This is a genomic window from Lentzea pudingi (assembly GCF_014646255.1).
GTDB lineage: Bacteria > Actinomycetota > Actinomycetes > Mycobacteriales > Pseudonocardiaceae > Lentzea > Lentzea pudingi.
Genome location: NZ_BMNC01000003.1, coordinates 370,155 through 389,919, shown reverse-complemented (window position 1 = coordinate 389,919; position 19,765 = coordinate 370,155). Strand labels below are relative to the sequence as shown.

Annotated in this window: 22 protein-coding genes; 12 read left to right on the top strand and 10 right to left on the bottom strand. The window is 69.2% G+C overall.

What is annotated here, in order from left to right:
* The first annotated feature begins 24 nt into the window (after nt 1-24).
* The 4 genes from IEY88_RS12820 to IEY88_RS12805 all read left to right on the top strand — a co-directional run bounded on the left by IEY88_RS12820 (nt 25) and on the right by IEY88_RS12805 (nt 3,193).
* The gene (locus IEY88_RS12820) at nt 25-1,059 is read left to right on the top strand and encodes a Rieske 2Fe-2S domain-containing protein (RefSeq protein WP_189154913.1); all 1,035 of its coding nucleotides are present in this window, start codon (nt 25-27) and stop codon (nt 1,057-1,059) included.
* Entirely contained in the window at nt 1,056-1,208 is a 153-nt protein-coding gene (locus IEY88_RS12815; RefSeq protein ID WP_189154912.1) for a hypothetical protein, read from the top strand. The genes IEY88_RS12820 and IEY88_RS12815 overlap by 4 nt, the downstream gene beginning before the upstream one ends.
* Nucleotides 1,205-2,134 (top strand): PDR/VanB family oxidoreductase, encoded by a 930-nt coding sequence (locus tag IEY88_RS12810; protein WP_229693324.1) that lies wholly within the window; start codon nt 1,205-1,207, stop codon nt 2,132-2,134. The genes IEY88_RS12815 and IEY88_RS12810 overlap by 4 nt, the downstream gene beginning before the upstream one ends.
* Before the next feature lie 138 nt (nt 2,135-2,272).
* Entirely contained in the window at nt 2,273-3,193 is a 921-nt protein-coding gene (locus IEY88_RS12805) for an extracellular catalytic domain type 1 short-chain-length polyhydroxyalkanoate depolymerase (RefSeq protein ID WP_189154910.1), read from the top strand.
* 53 nt (nt 3,194-3,246) lie between these two features.
* On the opposite strand, the gene IEY88_RS12800 is transcribed toward IEY88_RS12805, so the two are convergent.
* Complete coding sequence (locus tag IEY88_RS12800) at nt 3,247-4,770, bottom strand: non-reducing end alpha-L-arabinofuranosidase family hydrolase (RefSeq protein ID WP_189154909.1); 1,524 nt, start codon at nt 4,768-4,770, stop codon at nt 3,247-3,249.
* 272 nt (nt 4,771-5,042) lie between these two features.
* Here IEY88_RS12800 and IEY88_RS12795 point away from each other — a divergent pair, with 272 nt between their 5' ends.
* A complete protein-coding gene (locus IEY88_RS12795) occupies nt 5,043-5,534 on the top strand; it encodes an SRPBCC family protein (protein WP_189154908.1) in 492 nt (163 codons plus the stop codon).
* 10 nt (nt 5,535-5,544) lie between these two features.
* Here the strand turns inward: IEY88_RS12795 and IEY88_RS12790 are convergent, their stop codons facing one another.
* Complete coding sequence (locus IEY88_RS12790; RefSeq protein ID WP_189154907.1) at nt 5,545-5,709, bottom strand: hypothetical protein; 165 nt, start codon at nt 5,707-5,709, stop codon at nt 5,545-5,547.
* A gap of 136 nt (nt 5,710-5,845) precedes the next feature.
* On the opposite strand from IEY88_RS12790, the gene IEY88_RS12785 reads away from it, so the two are divergent.
* Nucleotides 5,846-6,055: a DUF2795 domain-containing protein gene (locus IEY88_RS12785; RefSeq protein ID WP_189154906.1), complete on the top strand. Its 210-nt coding sequence runs from the start codon at nt 5,846-5,848 to the stop codon at nt 6,053-6,055.
* A 14-nt stretch (nt 6,056-6,069) separates the two neighbouring features.
* Here IEY88_RS12785 and IEY88_RS45060 read toward each other — a convergent pair whose 3' ends face one another.
* Entirely contained in the window at nt 6,070-6,204 is a 135-nt protein-coding gene (locus IEY88_RS45060) for a hypothetical protein (protein ID WP_268241230.1), read from the bottom strand.
* A gap of 162 nt (nt 6,205-6,366) precedes the next feature.
* On the opposite strand from IEY88_RS45060, the gene IEY88_RS44150 reads away from it, so the two are divergent.
* Nucleotides 6,367-6,516 carry a LuxR C-terminal-related transcriptional regulator gene (locus IEY88_RS44150; protein WP_229693323.1) on the top strand — a complete coding sequence of 50 codons (150 nt, stop codon included), beginning with the start codon at nt 6,367-6,369 and terminating at the stop codon, nt 6,514-6,516.
* Between the two features lie 16 nt (nt 6,517-6,532).
* On the opposite strand, the gene IEY88_RS12775 is transcribed toward IEY88_RS44150, so the two are convergent.
* From IEY88_RS12775 to IEY88_RS12765, 3 genes are read right to left on the bottom strand one after another with little or no spacing between them, the layout of a single operon-like run.
* A complete protein-coding gene (locus IEY88_RS12775; protein WP_229693322.1) occupies nt 6,533-7,600 on the bottom strand; it encodes a spore photoproduct lyase family protein in 1,068 nt (355 codons plus the stop codon).
* 42 nt (nt 7,601-7,642) lie between these two features.
* Nucleotides 7,643-8,302, bottom strand: a complete 660-nt coding sequence (locus IEY88_RS12770) for a response regulator (RefSeq protein ID WP_189154905.1) — start codon at nt 8,300-8,302, stop codon at nt 7,643-7,645.
* Between the two features lie 9 nt (nt 8,303-8,311).
* On the bottom strand, nt 8,312-9,265 hold the full coding sequence (locus IEY88_RS12765) for a sensor histidine kinase (protein WP_189154904.1): 954 nt from the start codon (nt 9,263-9,265) through the stop codon (nt 8,312-8,314).
* Between the two features lie 317 nt (nt 9,266-9,582).
* Between IEY88_RS12765 and IEY88_RS12760 the strand changes: the two genes are divergently transcribed.
* Both IEY88_RS12760 and IEY88_RS12755 read left to right on the top strand, forming a co-directional pair.
* The gene (locus tag IEY88_RS12760) at nt 9,583-10,326 is read left to right on the top strand and encodes an ABC transporter ATP-binding protein (RefSeq protein WP_189154903.1); all 744 of its coding nucleotides are present in this window, start codon (nt 9,583-9,585) and stop codon (nt 10,324-10,326) included.
* Complete coding sequence (locus IEY88_RS12755) at nt 10,326-12,785, top strand: ABC transporter permease (protein WP_189154902.1); 2,460 nt, start codon at nt 10,326-10,328, stop codon at nt 12,783-12,785. Before IEY88_RS12760 ends, IEY88_RS12755 begins: the two co-directional genes overlap by 1 nt.
* Before the next feature lie 4 nt (nt 12,786-12,789).
* Here IEY88_RS12755 and IEY88_RS12750 read toward each other — a convergent pair whose 3' ends face one another.
* Nucleotides 12,790-13,275: a YybH family protein gene (locus tag IEY88_RS12750; protein ID WP_229693321.1), complete on the bottom strand. Its 486-nt coding sequence runs from the start codon at nt 13,273-13,275 to the stop codon at nt 12,790-12,792.
* 80 nt (nt 13,276-13,355) lie between these two features.
* Here IEY88_RS12750 and IEY88_RS12745 point away from each other — a divergent pair, with 80 nt between their 5' ends.
* The 3 genes from IEY88_RS12745 (at nt 13,356) to IEY88_RS12735 (ending at nt 15,360) form a co-directional block, all read left to right on the top strand.
* A complete protein-coding gene (locus IEY88_RS12745) occupies nt 13,356-14,021 on the top strand; it encodes a TetR/AcrR family transcriptional regulator (protein ID WP_189154901.1) in 666 nt (221 codons plus the stop codon).
* A gap of 49 nt (nt 14,022-14,070) precedes the next feature.
* Nucleotides 14,071-14,535 carry a hypothetical protein gene (locus IEY88_RS12740; RefSeq protein WP_189154900.1) on the top strand — a complete coding sequence of 155 codons (465 nt, stop codon included), beginning with the start codon at nt 14,071-14,073 and terminating at the stop codon, nt 14,533-14,535.
* A gap of 87 nt (nt 14,536-14,622) precedes the next feature.
* On the top strand, nt 14,623-15,360 hold the full coding sequence (locus IEY88_RS12735) for a ribonuclease activity regulator RraA (RefSeq protein ID WP_189154899.1): 738 nt from the start codon (nt 14,623-14,625) through the stop codon (nt 15,358-15,360).
* A gap of 36 nt (nt 15,361-15,396) precedes the next feature.
* On the opposite strand, the gene IEY88_RS12730 is transcribed toward IEY88_RS12735, so the two are convergent.
* The 3 genes from IEY88_RS12730 to IEY88_RS12720 form a co-directional block, all read right to left on the bottom strand.
* Nucleotides 15,397-17,406 carry an ABC transporter permease gene (locus IEY88_RS12730; protein ID WP_189154898.1) on the bottom strand — a complete coding sequence of 670 codons (2,010 nt, stop codon included), beginning with the start codon at nt 17,404-17,406 and terminating at the stop codon, nt 15,397-15,399.
* On the bottom strand, nt 17,403-18,785 hold the full coding sequence (locus IEY88_RS12725) for an extracellular solute-binding protein (RefSeq protein WP_229693320.1): 1,383 nt from the start codon (nt 18,783-18,785) through the stop codon (nt 17,403-17,405). The genes IEY88_RS12730 and IEY88_RS12725 overlap by 4 nt, the downstream gene beginning before the upstream one ends.
* Nucleotides 18,786-18,955: 170 nt before the next feature.
* On the bottom strand, nt 18,956-19,699 hold the full coding sequence (locus IEY88_RS12720) for a FadR/GntR family transcriptional regulator (protein WP_229693319.1): 744 nt from the start codon (nt 19,697-19,699) through the stop codon (nt 18,956-18,958).
* Nucleotides 19,700-19,765: the final 66 nt, after the last annotated feature.

Below are 19,765 nucleotides of genomic sequence, written 5' to 3'. Positions count from 1 at the left end.
CTCCCACCACGAGAAGGAGTGCCGATGTCCTGGTTCCCGCGTGACCAGTGGTACGTCGCCGCCTACGGCTCCGAGATCGCGCACGACCTGTTCACCCGTACCGTCTGCGGCGAGCCGATCCTGTTCTGGCGCACGCGCGACGGCTCGGTGACGGCCATGCCCGACCGCTGCGTCCACCGCCGGTTCCCGCTGTCCCAGCCCTCTTCGCGGCTCGTCGACGACCAGGTGGTCTGCGGCTACCACGGCTTCACCTACGACTCCGGCGGCAAGTGCGTGGCCGTGCCCGGACAGACCCGGATCCCCCGCACCGCACGGTTGCTGCCGTATCCCGTCGTGGAGCAGGACTCGTTCGTCTGGGTGTTCGTCGGTGATCCGGCGAACGCCGACGCCGCGCAGATCCCCCGCGCGCCGTGGCTCGTCGACCCCGCCTACACGACCGTCTGCGGCATGGAACCGTTGGACGCCAGGTACGGCCTGCTCGTCGACAACCTGCTCGACCTCTCGCACGAGACCTACCTGCACGGCGGGTACATCGGGACGCCGGAGGTCGCGTCGACGCCGATCGACACCGCGGTGGACGAGGACGCCGGTGTCATCTCCGTGTCCCGCCACATGGACGACGCGGAGTGCCCGCCGTTCTACTCGAAGTCGACCGGCCTGCAGGGCAGGATCGCGCGCTGGCAGGACATCGAGTACATGCCGCCGTGCCTGTACACGCTGCACAGCCGCATCGGCCCGGTCGGCTCGGTGCCCCGTGCCGACGGGACCGACCCGGACGCGTTCCACGTCGAGGTCGTCTACGCGATCACGCCGGAGACCGAGACCACGACCCACGACTTCTGGGCCGTGGCAAGGGACTTCGCTCTCGGCGACGAGGAGGTCTCCGCGTTCCTCGCGGAGAACAACCGCACCGTCGTCCTGCAGGACGTCGTGGCGTTGAACGTCCTGGAGAAGGTCATCGCGACCGAACCCGAGGGATACCAGGAGCTGTCCATCAACATCGACACCGGAGGACTCGCCGCCCGCCGGATGCTGGCCCGGCTGTGCGAGAAGTCGTGACGACGACCGGCCGGGTGTTCCGCATCCACTGGGTGCCCGGCACCGACCGGCTCCACGCGACGTGCCACTGCGCCGCCGAGCGCGAGTTCGAGGACCCGGTCGAGCTGTGGGAGTGGCTGCTCGGTCACCCGGAAGGGCACACACCGTGAAACTGCTGCTGGACAAGAAGGAACCGGTCGCCGATGGCGTCGTGCTGCTCACGTTGAGGGATCCGGACGACGGTCCGTTGCCCGCGTGGACTCCCGGCGCGCACGTCGACCTGGTGGTCGGCGACGGTGTGGTCCGCCAGTACTCGTTGTGCGGCGATCCGGCGGACAACTCGGTCTACCGGGTGGCGGTGCTGCGCGAACTGGAGGGGCGTGGCGGATCACGGCACGTGCACGACGTGCTCACCACGGGGCAGCTGGTCGAGGTGAGCGAGCCGCGCAACCACTTCGAGCTCGTCGAGGCGAAGCGCTACCTGTTCATCGCGGGCGGCATCGGGATCACCCCGATCCTGCCGATGGTGAGGCAGGCCGAGGCGGCGGGGCAGGACTGGCAGCTGGCCTACGGTGGCCGGACGCGTTCTTCCATGGCTTTCCTGGCAGAACTCGAACACCAGGCCGGCGTCGAGATCCGCCCTCAGGACGAGCACGGGCCACTGGACCTGCAGGCGTTGCTGGGTGACCCGTCGCCGGGGACCGCGGTGTACTGCTGCGGACCGGAGTCCTTGCTGCTCGCGGTCGAGGAGCATTGCTCGGCCTGGCCCCCAGGAACCCTCCACTTGGAACGGTTCTCGCCGAAAACTCTGCTGGTTGAAGGCTCTTCGGACGAGTTCGAGGTCGAGCTGGCTCAGTCGGGAACCGTCCTGCGGGTGCCGGCGGACAGGTCCGTGCTCGAGGTGGTCGAGGACTGCGGCGTGTCCGTGCTGTCGTCCTGCCGGGAGGGCACGTGCGGCACCTGCGAGACGGTCGTGCTCGGCGGCACCCCCGACCACCGCGACTCGGTTCTCACGGCAGCGGAACAGGAGTGCGGTGACGTGATGATGATCTGCGTGTCGCGGTCGCGTTCGACGCGCCTGCTGCTCGACCTTTGAGCAGATCAGGCGTGCTGGGCGCGCCGGTGTTGTTCGTCGAACGCAGTACCCCGATGTTCGTCAAATAATTGACGTCCGTCAGGGATCTGACTACCTTCGGGCCTCTCGAAGATCCGGAACCCTGACCGGAGGTCGAAGATGACCGCACGTGGAACCACCGTCAAAGCACTGCTGGCCGGCGTCCTGCTCGCCGCCTGCACGCTGGTCGCACCACCGGCGTCCGCCGCGTCGCTGACCGAGGTGACGAGCTTCGGCGACAACCCAGGACGCATGCGCATGCACGTCTACGTGCCGGACGTCCGGCCCGCCAAACCCGCCGTCGTGGTCGCGATGCACGGGTGCGGCGGGTCCGGTCCGGGCTTCTACGCGGGCAGCGAGTTCGCCTCGCTCGCCGACCGGCGCGGCTTCGTCGTGATCTACCCGAGCGCCCAGCAGGAGGCCGGGTTCGGCAAGTGCTTCGACACGTGGTCCGCCGCGGCGAAGAGGCGCGGCGGCGGCAGCGACCCGGTGTCGATCGTCTCGATGATCACCTACGTCCAGCAGCGCTACCAGGGTGACCTGAGCCGTGTCTTCGTCACCGGGTCGTCCTCGGGCGGCATGATGACCAACCACATGCTCGCCCTCTACCCGGACGTCTTCAAGGCGGGCGCGGCGTTCATGGGCGTGCCGTTCGACTGCTTCGCCAACGCCGCCGACTACCCGCCGGGCCGCAGCAAGTGCACCGGCGGGAGCATGGACCGCAACCCGAGGCAGTGGGGTGACGCCGTCCGGCGGGTGAACCCGTGGTTCGCTGGCTCGCGGCCGAAGGTGCAGCTGTGGCACGGCGCCGCCGACACGCTCGTGCCGTACTCCCTGCTGCGGGAGTCGATGGAGCAGTGGACCGACGTGTTCGGCCTCAGCCAGACGCCGACGTCCACCGACACCCCGCGCCCCGGCTGGAACCGCAGCCGGCACGGGGACAAGGTCGAGGTCTACAGCATCCAGGGCGCGGGGCACACCCTGCCCTCTGCCGGAATGGCCGCCGTGGCACTGGACTTCTTCGGGATCACCGGCGCCTGACGCCGTGGCCGGAGCGGCAGCCACGAGTCGGCTGCCGCTCCGGTCAGGTCAGGTCAGCGTTGCAGCGTCAGCAGTCCCGGCCGGTACGGCAGGCGGCCGTAGTCACCGCCCGAGTTCGGATCGCGGCCCTGGTAGAGCAGCTGGAGGTTGCAGGGGTCGATGGTCTTGGTCTGGTCGGGGTTGGAGCGGATCAGGTCGCCGTGGCTGATGTCGTTGGTCCAGGTGGCACCGCTGTTGGCCCTGCCGGCGAACGGGTTGCTCTCGGTGGCGGCCTGCGGGGTCCAGGAACCGTTGAGGCTGCTGGAGGTGAACGAGCGGAAGTAGCGCCCGTTGTTCCCCATCGCCTCGACGATCATCAGGTACTGGTTCTGGCCCTGCACCTTGTAGACCTCGACGCCCTCGAACAGGTTCGCCTTGGTGTCGCTCATGATCTGCGTGAACGACGAGCCGAAGCTGCCGGGGAAGTTCCCGATCGGCATGCTCGCGCGGTAGATCCTCCCGTTGTCACCGGCGAAGAACAGGTACATGTTCGTGCCGTCACCGATGATCGTCTGGTCGATCGCGCCCGTGTCGGAGTCGGAGATTCGGCCGGTGAACAGGGTCTGCGGCGACGACCACCCGTTCGCGTTGGTGGGGTCGTTCGAGGTCCGGTAGCTGAAGGTGGTCGATCCCCACTGGTAGGTGAGCACCCAGATGTTCTTCGGTGCGAAGTAGAACAGCGTCGAGGCGACCGCACTGGTGCTCATGCCGTTCTGGCTCGCGGACGCCATGTCCGACCAGTTCGTGAAGGCCCCGAAGTTCATCGAACCCCAGGTCGTCCCGGTGTCGTGCGTGGTCGCGTAGACGATGTGCCTGCCGTTGTGCATGACGTGGGTGAAGTCCTTGAGCGACACCCAACCCTGCTTCGGTTGTGCCAGCGGGCCGGTCGAGGACCAGCGGTAGGTCGACGGGAGCTGGCACGAGCCACCCGGCGTGGTCGTCGTGGTGGTCGGGTTCGTGCCGCCGCCGAGACGGACGAGCTGCCACTGCTGGTTGGCACCGCCCCAGTCGCTGTACTGCACCACGTTGGCGCCGTCCGCGGTCGAGCCGCCCTGGACCTCGACGGCCTTGCCGCTGTTGCGGTTGACCAGCCGCACGTGCCCGCCGTCGGAGTCCGCCAGCCGGAACTGCTGGTTGCTGCCGTTGGAATCGGACCACTGGACGATGTTGCCGCCGTCCGCGGTGGAGAAGTTGTGGACGTCGAGGACCTTGCCCGACAGCCGCGACTTCAGCCGGTAGTAGCCGCCGCCGGAATCGACGAACTGCCACTGCTGCTGGTTGCCGTCGTTGCGGGCCCACTGGGTGATGCGCGCGCCGTCGTTCGTGGCGAGGTTGTACACGTCCAAAGCCTTGCCGCTGTTGCGGTTGACCAGGACGTACCAGGCAGTGGTGTCGACGGTCGCCGCCGACACGGGTGCCGCGCTGAAAGCCGCGAACAGGCCGCCGAGCAGGACGGCGACGGCAGCGGTGATGCCGGCCACGCGACGTCCGCGGGCGCGGGAGACGGAGGTGGGCGGGTGATGGCCTGTTTCGGCCATGGGTGTGCTCCTCTTCGGTGAGGTGGGGGGAGGAATCGCCGGCAGGCGAAGTCCGGTGGACCGCTTGCGCCCAGCGGCCCACCTCGCCCGTTCAAAGCGAGAACGACGGCTCCACGAAGAAGCCACCACGGCGGAAACCGCCGCGTCCTTCACTGTGGTGCAAGGTCTTCGCACGGTCAAGACACGTCGAATCCGTTCGACTGAGGACCCGGACACGGTGCGGCAGCGCTGTTAGCGTGCGTTCGTCGACTCGAGAACCGGAGCGCTCCGCCATGAAGTACACCGTCTCGTTGGAGATCGCCCAGCCGAGGGAACGGGTGGCCCAGCTGCTCGCCGACCCGGAGCAGATGCCGAAGTGGCTGCGGGGCCTGGTGCTGCACGAGCCGCTGAACGGGGAGCACGGTCAGGTCGGCACCGAGTCCCGCGTGGTGCTGAAGATGGGCCAGCAGGAGTTCGAGGCGACCGAGACCATCACCCGCCGGGAACCAGCGGACCTGCACGGGATCCCCAGCGAAAGCGTCGTCCACTTCGAACGCGAGATCGTCGGCAAGGGCATGTGGAGCGCGGCGCGCGAACGCCTGACCGAAGCGGGCCCGGGGACGACGCTCTGGGAGAGCGAGAACGAGTACCGGTTCAGCGGCCTGCTGATGCGGCTGGTCGGGCTGGTGATGCCCGGCACGTTCCGCAAGCAGTCGTTGCAGCACATGCAGGACTTCAAGGCGTTCGCGGAGCACGGCCAGGACGTTCGCGAGGAGACGGCCTGACGGCTCTGCGTCAGCGGTGGCGCAGTGACTGCCTCACCACGTACGCACCCGCCAGGCACGCGCCGAGGAACAGCAGGATCGGCACGACCAGGGGCCATTCGAGCAGCAGGGTGGCCAGTCCGGCCGCGTTGATCAGGACCATCGCCACCAAGCCGTTGCGAACGCTCGGATGCATCTCACTCCCCCGTGGTCAGATCAGCCTCCCCCTCCCTTCCCCGTCACGGTTCCGCTGACACCCACCGATGAGCGTGTTAGGCACCGACGGAGGCGGGTAGCCGGTTGCGTCAGGACAACCGAGCTGGAGGAGAGCGATGAGCGACACGACCACGGTCGACCGGCTGCGCACGGTGCTGACCGACGTCAGCTACCCCGCGGACAAGGGGCAGCTGGTCGACCACGCCTCGCGCAACAACGCCGACGAGGACACCGTGCACGCCCTGCACTCCGTGCCGGAGCGCCTGTACGAGTCGTTCGACGACGTGCTGGGCGTCATCGCGGTCGACGACAGCCGCGAGGCCTGAGGCCCGGCATCAGGTCACGGCGGGAGCACCACGGCCACCGTGACGGCGGCGGTGGGGGCGGCGATCGCGGCCGCGGTCCTGGTGACCGCGGCGCTCACCGCCTCCGCGCCCCAGTTGCCCTTCTGCAGTTCCTTCGCCCGCCGGGCCACCTCGCCCGACCCACGCCGGCTTCGGCCGCGGCACGGGACGCGCGCCGATCGCGGACAGCAGTGCGGTCAGCAGTGCGGTCAAGGCGGCGGTGCGGGCGTCCGGGGTCTCGCCGTCGACTCGCACGGCGCGGATCCGGGCGCCGGACCTCCTCTTCGTGCCGGGTGTCGGTAGCGGGCAGGGCAGTCACCCGGAAGGTCGCCACCCAGCTGTTCATCAGCAAGCGGACCGTGGACGCGCACCTGCGCACCATCTTCCAGAGGCTCGGGGTGACCTCCCGCCGGCAGCTCGAGGACCACCCCGGCCTCCGGTGAGTCTCGGCCGCCTCGGTCAGAAGGCGTACCGGACGCGCAGGTACGGGGCGTGTTCCCCGACGAGCGCGAGGAACGAGTCGAGGAGCTCCCGCTTGAGCCCCCGCCGGTAGCGGACGTTGATCCCGCCGCCCTCGCTGCGCTTGACCTCCTGCAGCTCCGGCCGCCACAGCAGGTCCTCGGCCTTCGGGTGCCAGCGCAGGTTGACCTCGTGCAGCTGTTGGTTGTGGGTGAGCATGATGACCTCGGCGGCCAGCTGGTCGCGGGTGGCGGACGAGGTCGCGTCGCCGAGCGAGGTGAGCAGGTGCCGCCAGTCGTCGAGCCAGCCGTCGTGCACGACCACCGGGCTGAGGTTCACGTGCACCTCGTAGCCGGCGGCGCGGAAGTCGTCGAGGGCGGCGAGGCGTTCGGCGACGGGGGTGGTGCGGATGTCCAGCAGTTTCGCGGTGCGTTCAGGCATCAGGGAGAACCGCACGCGCGTGCGACGCTGAGGATCCCAGTCCAGCAGGTCGCGGTTGACGTACTTGGTCGCGAACGACGCCTTCGCGGTAGGCAGGTCGCGGAACAGGCGCACCAGGTCCCGCACGTTGTCGCTGACCAGCGCGTCCACCGAGCAGTCCGAGTTCTCCCCGATGTCGTAGACCCACGCCCGGTCGTCGATCTGGTCCGGCTCGGTCATCGGGCCCTGTCTCCCGACGTGGCGGGCCAGGTAGCCGGTGATCTGCTCGATGTTCGCGAACACCGTGATCGGGTTCGAGTAGCCCTTGCGCCGCGGCACGTAGCAGTACGCGCACGCCATCGCGCACCCGTTGGCTGTGGACGGGGCGATGAAGTGCGCCGAGCGCCCGTTGGGTCGCGCGCTGAGGGACTTCTTCACCCCGAGGACCAGCGCCTCGCTCTTGATCCGCACCCATCGCCGTGCGTTGGCCTCGTCGCCGTGCAGTTCGGGGATGCGCCAGTGGCTGTCGACCTCGACCCGGTCCGCGTCCGGAAATCTGTCGAGCACCTCGCGACCCCGCGGCAGCAGCGCCGCGGCGGGCTCCACGTAGATCCGGGTCGGGTTCAGCAGGGGTGTCGAGGTGCTCACTCCTCCAGTGTCCACACGACACCGACAAAAAACGTCACCAGCTCAGGAGCACAGCCCCGTTCGCCACGCCCAGGCGGCGATTTCCACACGATTGCGCACGCCGAGCTTCCGCTGCACGTTCGCCAGGTGGGTCTTGACCGTGGCCTGGGTCACGTACAGGTTCTCGGCGACCTCGGCGTTCGTCCTGCCCTGCGCCACCTGCCGGATGACGTCGAGCTCACGGTCGGTCAGCGGCTCGCTCGGCGCGGCGTCCACAGTGGTCTTGTCCGAGCGGTCCAGTGCGAAGTGCGACAACAGCCGGGTGGTCACCGTCGGCGCGATCAGCGTGGCGCCTGCCGAGGCCGCGCGCACCGCCTCTACGAGCAACGCCGGGGACATGTCCTTCAGCAGGAACCCGCACGCCCCGTTGCGCAGCGCGCGGTACACGTACTCGTCCAGGTCGAACGTCGTGGCGATCAGGACGTTGAGCGGGTTCAGCACCCCCGGCCCGGCGAGCATCCTGGTCGCCTCCAGGCCGTCGAGCTTCGGCATGCGGATGTCCAGCAGGCACACGTCGGGACGCAGGCGCCGGGCCTCGTCGACCGCGGCCCGGCCGTCCTCGACGGACGCGCAGACCTCGATGTCGGGCTGGGAGTCGAGGATCATCCGGAACGCCGAACGCATCATCTCCTGGTCGTCGGCGATCAGCACGCGGATGCTCATGACCGCTCATCATGGCAGAGCCGGCGCGAGCGGCAGGACCGCCGTCACGCGCCAGCCGCTGCCCGCCGGACCCGCGGTGAGGGTGCCGCCGGCGGCCTCGACGCGTTCGGTGAGGCCCACCAGCCCGAAGCCGGTGCCGGGAACGTCCGCTGTGGACGGAGAGTCGTCGGCGACCACGACCTCCAGCCGCGCTCCGGGCAGGGTCCGGGCCCGGACCTCCACCGCCTCGGCACCCCGCGCGTGCCGCAGGACGTTCGTGAGTGACTCCTGCACGACGTGGCGGACGGCGTCGACCACGGTGGCGGCCAGGTGCGTCGTGGCGAGGTCGTCGTCGATGTCGATCGTGATCGGCGGGCCCGCGAAGTGACCGACCGGCTCCGCGACCGCCTCGCCCAAGGTGCTGCGGGTCGAGGCCGGTTCGTCGTCGCGCAGCACCGAGATCATGCCCCGCATCGACACGAGGGCCTGCTCGCCGGCCTTCTCGATCCCGGCCAGCGCCCTGTCCAGGTCCTCGGGCCCCGGCTGCTGCCCCGCCGTCGAGATGAACCGGACGGCCTGCGCCTGCACGACCATCGCGGTCACGTGGTGGGCGACGAAGTCGTGCAGGTCACGGGCGTACTCGAGCCGCTGCGCCTGCTTGGCGAGCTCTCCGGCGTCGACGCGGCGCTGGTCGTGCAGCCGCAGGTACATGCCGAGCAGGACGACGAACAGCATCCCCACGGCGAAGAAGCCCACCACGTAGTCGAGCTGCGGCCGTTCGAGCGTGTAGCACCGCGTCAGCATCGACACGACCGCGCCGTACAGGAGCGGGACCACCAGCACCGCACGGCTCGGCCGCAGCTCGATGATCGACCGCGCGCTCAGCCAAGCGAGAGCGGTCAGCTCCACTATTCCGAACGTGTTGTCCAGACCGTCCGGCAACGCCTGCACCAGCAGGGTGAACACGATCGAGACGACCGCCACCGCCGGACCACCGACACCCGCACGGAGGGCATCGCGAGCGCCGCCAGTGAGAGGAGGCCGGTGACCACCAGCCCTGCCCCGGTCGCCACCGTCTCCGCGCTCAGTCCCTCGAACACGACCACCCCGGTGGCGGTGAGCAGGCCGAGTCCCGCGGCCAGGCGCTGTGCCCAGGACAACCTTCTGATCTCCGCCAGCATGACCGTCACGGTAGGACAGTCGGCAGCGTCCGGCCCTCATCCCTTTGGTTGAGCGGCCCCGGAGTCGTTCGTCAGTTCGGTTGAGCCGCCCGGCACGCCGCCCGCGCGAGCATGGCGATCATGAACGAGCAAACGGTGGCCGAGGCGGTTCAGCTCGGCAAGGTCTACGGGGACGGCGACGCCGCCGTCACCGCGCTGGCCGGGGTGACGGCCGGGTTCCGGCGCGGGGAGTTCACCGCGATCATGGGGCCGTCCGGTTCGGGCAAGTCGACGTTCCTGCACTGCCTCGCCGGACTCGACGAGCCCACCTCGGGAACGGCGCGGATCGCGGGCACCGACCTGGGATCGCTGGACGACGAGAACCTCACGCGCGTGCGTCGAGAGCAGATCGGCTTCGTGTTCCAGTCCTTCAACCTGCTGCCCACGCTGACCGCGTGGGAGAACATCGTCCTGCCCCTGTCGCTGTCCGGCCGGACACCGGAGAAGAGCTGGGCGGACCAGGTCGTCGCCGCAGTGGGCCTGGAGAACCGGCTCGGCCACCGGCCCGCGCAGCTCTCGGGCGGCCAGCAGCAACGGGTCGCCTGCGCGCGGGCGTTGATCACCCGGCCCGAGATCATCGCCGCCGACGAACCCACGGGCAACCTGGACTCGCGCTCCGGCGCGCAGATCCTCGGCCTGTTCCAGCGCTGTGCGCGGGAGTGGCAGCAGACCGTGCTGATGGTGACGCACGACCCGTTGGCCGCCGGCTACGCGGACCGCGTGCTCTTCCTGGCCGACGGCGTGCTGGTGGACGAGATGCGGCAGCCGACAGCGGACCAGGTGCTGGCGCGCATGCGCCGGTTCGAGCCGCAGGCGGTGCGCTGATGGTGCGTCACGCGTTCCGATCCGTCCTCGCGCACAAGGCGCGGTTCCTGCTGTCGCTGGCAGGTGTGGTCCTCAGCGTCGCCTTCGTCGTCGGGTCGCTGCTCTACGGCGACGCGGTCACGACCGCGTTCGACCGGGCCCAGGCCCGCGCGCAGGCCGACGTGGCGGTCAAGGTGGAGCCGGACCTGATCTCCACCAAGCTCGGCGACGACGTGGTCGCGCAGCTCCGCGCCCTTCCCGGCGTCGCGCAGGTGCGACCGATCGCCGACGGGTACGCGTTCCTCGTCACCAAGACCGGGGAGATCGCCGGTCAGCCCGATCGCGCCGGTGGTACCAGCTTCGATCCCGGCCGTCACCGGTTGAGCGCCGGGCAGGCACCGGAGAACGAGAATCAGGTCGCACTCGACGAGCTCACCGCCACTAAGACGGGCTATCAGGCCGGCGACCAGGCACGGGTGATCGTGAACGGTGTGGTGCACCTGGTGGAGGTCACCGGAATCTTCGCCGCCGACGATCCGCGGCTCGCCGCGGGAGGCTCGCTCGTCGCGTTCGACCTCAAAACGGCGAGTGAGCGGTTCTCCCCCGTGCCCGGCGGGTACACGGCGGTCGATCTCATCGCCGCACCCGGCGTCAGCCAGGACGCGATCGCCACGAGCGTCCGCGCCGCCCTGCCGCCGACCTTCGACGCCGCGACGGGCGCCTCGCTCAACACCGTCCGCAGCGACGACAAGCTCACCTCGATCCTCCTGCTGTTCGCGAGCGTGGCGTTGTTCGTCGCGGTGTTCCTGGTGGCGAACACCTTCACCATGCTCGCCACAGCGCGTTCCCGGGAGAACGCCCTGTTGCGCGCGGTCGGCGCGTCGCGGCGGTACGTGCTCCGCAGCGTGCTCGCCGAAGCCGCCGTGCTCGGTTTCGTGGCAACGGTTCTCGGCTACGGGCTCGGCATCGGTGTCGCCGCCGTGCTCAACAGCGCGTTCTCCGTGATCAACGGTCCGGAGGTGCCTCTGCGGGCGTTCAGCCTCGGTGCGGTGGCCGCCGCTCTGGGTGTCGGCGTCGGTGTCACGACGGTCGCCGCGTACGTCCCGGCCCGGCGCGCCGCGTCCGTCCCGCCGATCGCCGCCCTGCGCACCGGGCTTCCGCAGACCACGAAGTCGTTGCGCCGCAGGAACATCATCGGTGCGGCGATGTTCCTCGCCGGGGCGGCGGTCACCGCGGCCGCGATCAGCAGCCAGGACCTCATCTACCTGGGTGCTCCCCTGCTGGTTCTCGGCCTGATCGTGCTCACCCCCCAGGTGAGCACGGGCCTGACCAAGGTGCTGCGCGGCCCGCTGACCCGGCTGCGCGGAATGCCTGGCACCCTGGCCGTGGAGAACGCCCGCCGCAACCCGCGCCGCACGGCCGCGACCGCCACCACGCTGATGATCGGGCTGTCGGTCTGCGCCGCCGTCACCGTGGGCATCTCGTCAGTGGCCTCGAAGGACGCGGCGGACACCCGGACCGGGGACGACGCCGATGTCCAGATCGGCACGATCCCCTTCTCCGACCTCAGTTCCAGCACCGTCGCCGACGTCGCGAAGGTCCCCGGCGTCGGGGCGGTCAGCCCGCTCACGCCGGTGTCGATCAAGCTCGGCGAGAGCAGGTTCCTCAGCCTGACCGCCGTGAACGCGGGGAGCGTCGAGGACTTCCTGCCGCTGACGGTCAAGGAGGGCTCGCTCGACCAGCTCGACCGGGGCATCGCCGTCTCGACGGCCACGGCCGGCCGGTACGGCCTCAGGGTCGGCTCCCCGGTCACCGGCGTGCTCCAGGCGTTCGGCGCGGAGGACCAGCCGGTGACCCTGCCGGTCGTCGCCACCTACGACGCACCGGAGGCCGCCGGACAGGCAGCGCTGATCTCGGCCGAGGTCGCTCCGGCAGCGGCTTCACCGCGCACGATCCTGGTGAAGGCCGCGCCGGGGAAGGATCCGGCCGAGTTGCGCGCCCAAATCCAGAAGACGCTCGACAACCCCGTCCTGACGGTGCGGACCAAGGAGGAGGCCGCCGAAGCCGCGACCAATGCGGCGAAGTCGTTCCTGAACATCCTCTACGCACTGCTCAGCGTCTCGGTGCTGATCGGCGCCCTGGGCGTGGTGAACACCATGACGATGTCCACTTTGGAGCGTGTGCGCGAGATCGGCCTCCTGCGCGCGGTCGGTCTGAGCAGCAGGCTGGTCGGGTCGGTCCTGCGGCTGGAGTCGGTGATCATCGCGGTGCTCGGCGCCGGACTCGGACTGCTCGCCGGCACCGGCCTCGGTGTCGTGGGAGTCCTCAGCCAGAAGGGGATTCCCGTGGTGATCCCGTGGGGGCAGCTCGGCGCGTTCGTCCTCGTGACGGTGGTGATCGGGGTGCTCGCGTCCTTGTGGCCGGCCAGGACCGCGGCCCGGACGCCGATCCTGACGGCGATCCACGCGGACACCGAATAGGCAGCTAGCGAGCGACCGCGTCCGTCCTCCACGCCTTCTCCTGGTCGCGTTTCATCGGCGGCGTCTTGAAGTTCGCGTACGAGTACTTGGCGGTGATCGCGCCTTCGGCGTCGAAGTGGAAGACGTCCATCCCGTGCCAGACCATGCGCGGGCCGTGCCTCAGGAAGCCGAGCATCCGCAGCAGAGGATGAACGCTGCGGGTGCGCGGCTTCGAGATGTCGATCCGGCACGCCCAGCGGATCGCCGCCCGCCGGCCGGGTTCGTCGACGAGCTTGTCGTACACGTCGAACCGCATCGCGCCGTACCTGCCGGTGAACTGGGGCGCGAACTCCGCCCGGATCGCGTCCCTGCCGTGGTGCTTCGTGCCGTCGCCCGGCTCGTACTCGGCGTCCTCCGCGAAGTACGCCATCACGCGGTCGAGGTCGTTGTCGTTGAACGCGTCGACGAACTCGTCGACGGTCGTGGACAGGGAACGTGCCTGGTGCGTCACGGATCGGGCCTTCCGGTGTGGTGAGCAGGTGCCCGTACGCTAAAGGAACACCGTACTTTTAGGGTGGGGTGTCATCTCACATGGACGCGTCCTTCCGCCGAGCGCGGCAACCAGCGCAGAAGGAGCAGCGGCGGGAGACGATCCTCGCCGCTGCCCGCGGTCTCGCCCAGGAGCGCGGCGTGGCCAGGGTCAGCCTCGGCGACATCGCGACCGCCGTCGGCCTGGTGAAGTCGAACGTGCTGCGCTACTTCGGCACCCGCGAGGAGATCTACCTGCAGCTCACCACGCGCGACGGCACCGGGTGGGCCGACGCGGTGAGCACCCGGCTGGAAAGCGCTTCCGGCATCGGCCCGATGGCCACCGCGCTCGCGGACTCGTTCGCGGAGCGGCCGCTGTACTGCGACCTGATCAGCCACGCGGAAACGATGCTCGAGCACAACGTCTCCCTCGACGTGCTGCGCACGTACAAGCTCTGGGCGATCGACATGTACGGGCGGGTCGGCGAGCGGATCGCCGCCGTGTGCCCGGAACTCACCACGGCCGAGGGTGCCTCCGTGGTCTTCGCCGCCGGGGCGTTCGTCGGCAGGCTGCACCCGATCACCAGACCGCCGGCGGCACTGGCCGAGCTGTACGAGCGGGAACCCGCGATCGCCGCGGTGTTCCCACCGTTCCAGCCGGCGCTGCGGCACTTCATCGCCGCCACGGCGGCGGGCCTGCCCGCCGCCAGGAACGGGTCGTCCGGCTGATGTGCGATTGTGGCCCTGCGAACAGAACCGTGGCCCTAGGGTCTGAAGCATGAGACTGGTTCCGTTGCAGAGGGCCTCGCTCGTAGTGATCTTCATCGACGCCGTCGTCATCGTCGCCGGGTTCCTGACCGGCAGTGCGTTGCTGCCGCGGTCGGCGAACGTCGTGCTGACGGTGATCTCCATCGCCCTGGTGGCTTCGGCGGGGGTGCTGACCGGAGGCGGGTTCAACTTCGAGAAGCCGACGTTGCCCGCGTGGGCGGTCGCGGTGGGGGTGATCTCCATTCTCGGCGGGGCTTTCCTCTTCGCCTACCCGCTGCTGACGGGCACCGACGCGGGCAGTTTCGAGGAGCGGAACGGGAAGTACCAGGAGTCGAAGGACGGTGTCGTCGTCCGCGAGCTCACCGAGGAGCAGTACGACGCGGTGATGGCGGCGAACCAGCGGGGATGGGCGGGCCTCGCTCTCGCCTTCGCCGGGGGCACGTTCGTGTACGCCGGGATCCGGCACCGCGGATGACGAGTCACAGCAAGGACTTTCCCGGCTAAGCTGAGGTTGAACCTCTCCGTCAGTTGCGCTCAGCGCGGATCCGAGGGAGCTGCCGACGTGGTCGAGACGCACGACATCGTTCGCCCGCCTGCCGAACTGAGTGCGGCCCTCGCGGCCATCGGCAGCGCGACCGCCAGTGCCGAGCTCAGCCGGATGGGCATCCGCAGCGCCTTCATCCGCGGGCCGGTCTCGGTGACGCCCGGCGTGCGGGTGGCGGGACCGGCGCTGACGCTGCAGTTCCTGCCGAAGCGGGAGGACCTGTACCCGGCCGACGAGTACGAGGAGCCGGAGAAGCAGTTGCACCGGCACGTCATGTACCACGCCCAGCCCGGCGACATGATCGTCGTCGACGCGCGCGGCGACATGGGCAGCGGCGTGTTCGGCGAGATGATGCTGACCTACTTCAAGGGTCGCGGCGGTCTCGGTGTGGTGGTCGACGGGTGCCTGCGCGACGTCGGCGAGGCCAAGGAACTCGGTCTCGGACTGTGGATCCGGGGCGCCACACCGAACTTCCACGCCCAGACCGACATCGTGCCCGCCGCCGTCAACGTGCCGGTGGCGTGCGGTGGCACGCTCGTCGAGCCGGGCGACATCGTCGTGGCCGACGACGACGGGGCGGTCGTGGTGCCGGTCAAGCTCGCGCCCGCCGTGCTGGCCGTGGCCCAGGAACACGCGGAGTGGGAGGAGTTCTCCCGCATGCGGCTGGCCGAAGGCGGTGACCTGCGGCGGTACTACCCGCTGTCGGACGAGGCCCGGCCCGAGTACGAGCAGTGGCGTGCCGAGCGGGATCGTTAGCTCCACAGCCGGTCGAGGCCTGCTCCTCCGTGGTGCTCACCCCTTCACCGCCCCTGCGGTGAGACCCTCGGTCAGGAACCGCTGCCCGAACGCGTACATGGTCACGACCGGGATGCTGATCAGCAGCGACGCCGCGGCCAGCTGTCCCTGCGGCACGACGTCACCGAAGATCATCGACTGCATGCCGACGGGCAGCGTCTTGTAGTCGTCCTTGGTGATGAACACGAACGCGAACAGGAACTCGTTCCACGCGTTGGTGAGCGTGAACAGCGCGACCGCGAGCAGTCCCGGTTTGGCCAGCGGCAACACGATCCTGATGAACGCCCCGAACCGCGTGCAGCCGTCGACCAGCGCGGCCTCCTCCAGGTCGGCCGGGATCGACTTGAAGTAGCCGACGAGCAGCCACGTCGCGAACGGCAGGGTGAACGTGGGATAGGCGAGCACGAGCGACCACAACGAGTCGTTGAGCCCGATGCCGCTCATCATCTGGTACAGCGGGATGAACAGCAGCGCGCCCGGCATCACGTAGGTGAGCAGGATCGTCACCGTGAAGCTCTCCGAACCCCGGAACTTCAACCGTGCCAACGCATATCCGGCCAGGGCCGCGCAGACCAGGGCGATCACCGTGGACGCCACCGACACCAGGATCGTGTTGAGGTACCAGGTGCCGAACGCCCTGCCCGTGAAGAGGTTGGTGAACTGCTCGGTGGTCCACGGGGTCGGCCAGAGGTCGTCCGTGCGCGCGACGATCTGGTCGTCGGACTTGAACGCCGTGACCGTCATCCAGTAGAGCGGCGCGAGCACGAAACCCAGCAGCCCCACCAGCGCGATGCCCGAACCGGTGCCGCCGACCAGGCGCGCCGCCAGCCGGTTGCCCCGCGCGGCGAGCACGGAGACGAGCCGTCCGACGGCGGCGGCGAGCACCACGAACACGCCGAGCACGAGCGCGGCCTTCCACACGATGTGCGGCGACGCCCAGACCAGCACCAGCACCGAGAGCACGACGACCACCCACGGCAACGCCCTGCGCTGGGCCGGGGACAACCGCCTGCGTCCCAGGTCGCCCGCTCCCGGCAGGTCGTTGCGGCGCATCATCCGCACGAGGATCACGACGAGCACGGCGATGATCGGCAGCATCACCAGCGTGACCGCGGCGCCCGCGCCCAGTTGCAACTGCTGGATCGCCTTCGAGTAGGCCACCATCACGTACGGGGCCGTGGCGTCGCCCGGTCCGCCCTGGGTCATCAGCCAGATCAGGTCGAAGTTGTTGAACGTCCAGATGGACGACAGCAACACCGTCACGATCATGATGTGCCGCAGGCCCGGCAGGGTGATGTGCAGGAACCGCTGCCAGGGCGTGGCACCGTCCACGATGGCCGCTTCGTACAGGCCGCCGTCGATGGCCTTCAGCCCGGCGAGGAACGTCACCGTGAAGAACGGGATGCCCTTCCACACGTTGACCAGGATGACCGCCGGCATCGCGAGCGCGGGATCGGACAGCCACTCCGCGGGCCACCTGTCGACCAACCCGATCGCGGCCAGCGCGGGCCCGATGCCGGAGTCGGTGAGCAGGACGTTGACGCTGCCGAAGATCGGGTCGAACAGCGACCGCCAGGTGAAGGCCGTGACGACCGTCGGCACCACCCAGGGCAGCAGGATCACGCCGGCGACGATCGCCCGGCCGCGGCGCATGTGGTGCAGCATCAACGCCGCGATGAGGCCGAGGGTCACCTTGAAGATCTCGGCGTACGCGGTGAAGACGAACGAGTTGAGCACTCCCTTGTGGAACACGGTGTCGTCCACAAGAGCGGTGTAGTTGTCGAGGCCGACGAAGACCGTCTCCGCGCCATGGCGTTCGGTGGTGCTGGTGAAGATCGAGTCGGCGATCGGGAACAGGATCAGGCCCGCGACGAGGACCAGGGTCGGCCCGATGAACACCGCGGCGAGGCGCCAGTCCCGCCCGAGCAGCCGTTGCGACGGCGTGAGCGAGGACGACCGGCCCGGCCCCGGGCGAACCGGCGCCGGACGTGTGCGCAGGGTGGTCACTGCTTGTAGCCCTGCTGCTCGAAGACCTGGACGATCCGCGCGTGCGTCGCGGCGACGGCGTCAGCGGGCTTGGCGCCCTGGATGACCGACTGCATCATGTCGGTCAGCAGGTACGCGGCGGTGGCGGCCTGCTCGCCGGGACTGGGAGCCTGCGGGAACTGGAAACCGGTCTTCGTGGTCACCGGCAACGGTGTGCGGGTCTGCTCCCGCAGCGCGGGGAAGGCCGGGTCACCGGTCGTGTAGTACGGGTCGGAGTCCCACACCTTGTCCCACGAGGGGTTGACCAGGCACGGCGCTCCCTTCGCGACACCGAGCAGCGCGGTCCCGCTGACCATGTACTTCGCCACCAGCTTGGCGAGATCGGGGTTCTTCGCCCCCTTGAACACGACGAACGAGTTGGACTCGCCGAACGCGAGCGGCTTGTCGAGCGCCGGTCCGGTGGCGCCGTTGAACGGGTGGGTGTTGGCGTAGACCGGGTTGTTCTTGGTCTTCGAGTCGGCGTAGACGCTGAACTGGTTGAGCGTGAGCCCGAGGATCTGGGCCAGCCAGTTCTCGTTGTTGCTCGAGTCGGTCCAGCTGCCGATCCCCGGCGGCAGCATCGGCGTGTACTTCGGGTTCGTGTAGATGTCGCCGATGAACGTGACGGCGGCGACGGTCTCCGGCGAGTTGAACACCACCTTGGTGCCGGAGTTGTCCGCGATAGCACCGCCGTAGGTGTTGACGACGTTCGCGATGAACCCGTTGGCGTCGCCGGAGCGGTTCACCGTGAGACCCCAGCCGAAGCGCTTCTTCGCGGGGTCCGAGACCTCCAAAGCGTTGTCGCGCAACTCCTCCCACGTGTAGTGGGGTTTGAGCGCGAGCCCCTTCTCCTGGTACCAGTCCTTGCGCAGGTACATCGCGGACGCGATGAAGTGGTACGGGATCGCGAACCAGCGGCCGCCGAACACGCAGTAGTTGGTGGCCTCCGTCGCGGGTTCCCCGTAGAGCTTGCGCATCTCCTCGACGACATCGGTGACGTCGGTGAGGGCGCCGAGGTTGTGGAGCTGGCCGACGAACCGCCGGTCGCTCACGAACGCGAAGTCACGGCTGGTGCCCGCCTTCACCTCGGCGTCCATCTTGGCCACCATGTCGCCGGCGTCCCCGGAGACCAGGTCGTTCCGGACCGTCGTGCCGGTGGCCTGGGCGAAGACCTGCAACGACGCGTCCAGCGCCTTGTTGGCGGCCTCGGAGTACAGCTTCTGCGAGAGCATCCCGACCGACCCGCCGCGAAGCCCGGCCGCCTGGTCGAGCAGGGCCTGGGGCACCTTGACGTCGACCTGCGGCGCGGTGGGGGCTCCTCCCCCGCATCCGGCGAGACCGAGCACGCCGAGCGCGCTCATCCCGAGAAAAGAACGCCGGGTTAAATCCGCTTTCTCTTCCATGACCACTCCTCTCGCGTCCGGGCATGCGGACGCGTACCGACGGGGCGACGTTGCAGCCGGCGGTACAGCGAGGCGTGCGCCGCGCTGCCGGGTCGAGCGGCGAAGACGGCGGAGCGAAGTGCGGTGTGCTAGCGGCGGCGGGAAGCCCGCCTGGTCTGCTTCTCCTTCTCCGCGAGGAGAGCGGAGTTGTTCGCGAGGTGTTTGCGCATCGCCGCGCGGGCACGGTCCGGATCGCGCGCGACGATCGCCTCGTAGATCTCCGTGTGGTCGGCGGTGGCCTTGCGCAGTGCGGCCGGTGCCTCGTTGGTGATGCGCCGGCTGGCCGTGCCGAGCCAGCGGGCCGAGTACATGATCCGGTCGAGGATGCGGTTGTCGGCCGCCCGGCAGATCTCCATGTGGAACTCGTGGTCGACCTCGAGGTAGGCGTTGGGGTCCGCCTCGAGCTCGGCCATGCGGTCGATCCCGGCCTGGAGCCGGTCGAGCGACTCGTCGGTGACGACGGCCGCGGCCATCGCGGCGAGTTCGGGTTCGAGCAGCACTCGCATCTGGTGCAGCTCCTGCAGCAGGTCGCCGACGATCTCCGTCGGCAGCCATTCGATGAGCAGCGGGCTCAGGTAGTCCCACTCGGCGGGAGGACGCACGACGACACGGCGGCCCTGCGCGACCTCGACGATGTCCAGCGAGGCGAGGATCTTGAGCGTCTCCCTCGCCACGACGCGGGAAACGCCGAACTCCTGGGAGATGTCGAGCTCTGACGGTGCGCGGCCGTCCTCGATCTCGCCGCTGACGATGCGGCGGGTCAGGTGGGCCGCCACCTGCACCGGGAGGGTCCGGACCTTGACAGCGTCCAGAGACTCTTGTCCCCTTTGCATGTCATCAGCTTATAGGACAAGTTGGGTTTCGCGACAGTCCGTTCTCATGCACCACCCGACCCGGGA

Bases quoted from the DNA above. Each gene is read 5' to 3' on its own strand.
- IEY88_RS12820 (WP_189154913.1), top strand. From the start codon at position 25: ATGTCCTGGTTCCCGCGTGACCAGTGGTACGTCGCCGCCTACGGCTCC.
- IEY88_RS12805 (WP_189154910.1), top strand. From the start codon at position 2,273: ATGACCGCACGTGGAACCACCGTCAAAGCACTGCTGGCCGGCGTCCTG.
- IEY88_RS12800 (WP_189154909.1), bottom strand. From the start codon at position 4,770: ATGGCCGAAACAGGCCATCACCCGCCCACCTCCGTCTCCCGCGCCCGC.
- IEY88_RS12795 (WP_189154908.1), top strand. From the start codon at position 5,043: ATGAAGTACACCGTCTCGTTGGAGATCGCCCAGCCGAGGGAACGGGTG.
- IEY88_RS12790 (WP_189154907.1), bottom strand. From the start codon at position 5,709: ATGCATCCGAGCGTTCGCAACGGCTTGGTGGCGATGGTCCTGATCAAC.
- IEY88_RS12785 (WP_189154906.1), top strand. From the start codon at position 5,846: ATGAGCGACACGACCACGGTCGACCGGCTGCGCACGGTGCTGACCGAC.
- IEY88_RS12770 (WP_189154905.1), bottom strand. From the start codon at position 8,302: ATGAGCATCCGCGTGCTGATCGCCGACGACCAGGAGATGATGCGTTCG.
- IEY88_RS12760 (WP_189154903.1), top strand. From the start codon at position 9,583: ATGAACGAGCAAACGGTGGCCGAGGCGGTTCAGCTCGGCAAGGTCTAC.
- IEY88_RS12755 (WP_189154902.1), top strand. From the start codon at position 10,326: ATGGTGCGTCACGCGTTCCGATCCGTCCTCGCGCACAAGGCGCGGTTC.
- IEY88_RS12745 (WP_189154901.1), top strand. From the start codon at position 13,356: ATGGACGCGTCCTTCCGCCGAGCGCGGCAACCAGCGCAGAAGGAGCAG.
- IEY88_RS12740 (WP_189154900.1), top strand. From the start codon at position 14,071: ATGAGACTGGTTCCGTTGCAGAGGGCCTCGCTCGTAGTGATCTTCATC.
- IEY88_RS12725 (WP_229693320.1), bottom strand. From the start codon at position 18,785: ATGAGCGCGCTCGGCGTGCTCGGTCTCGCCGGATGCGGGGGAGGAGCC.
- IEY88_RS12720 (WP_229693319.1), bottom strand. From the start codon at position 19,699: ATGCAAAGGGGACAAGAGTCTCTGGACGCTGTCAAGGTCCGGACCCTC.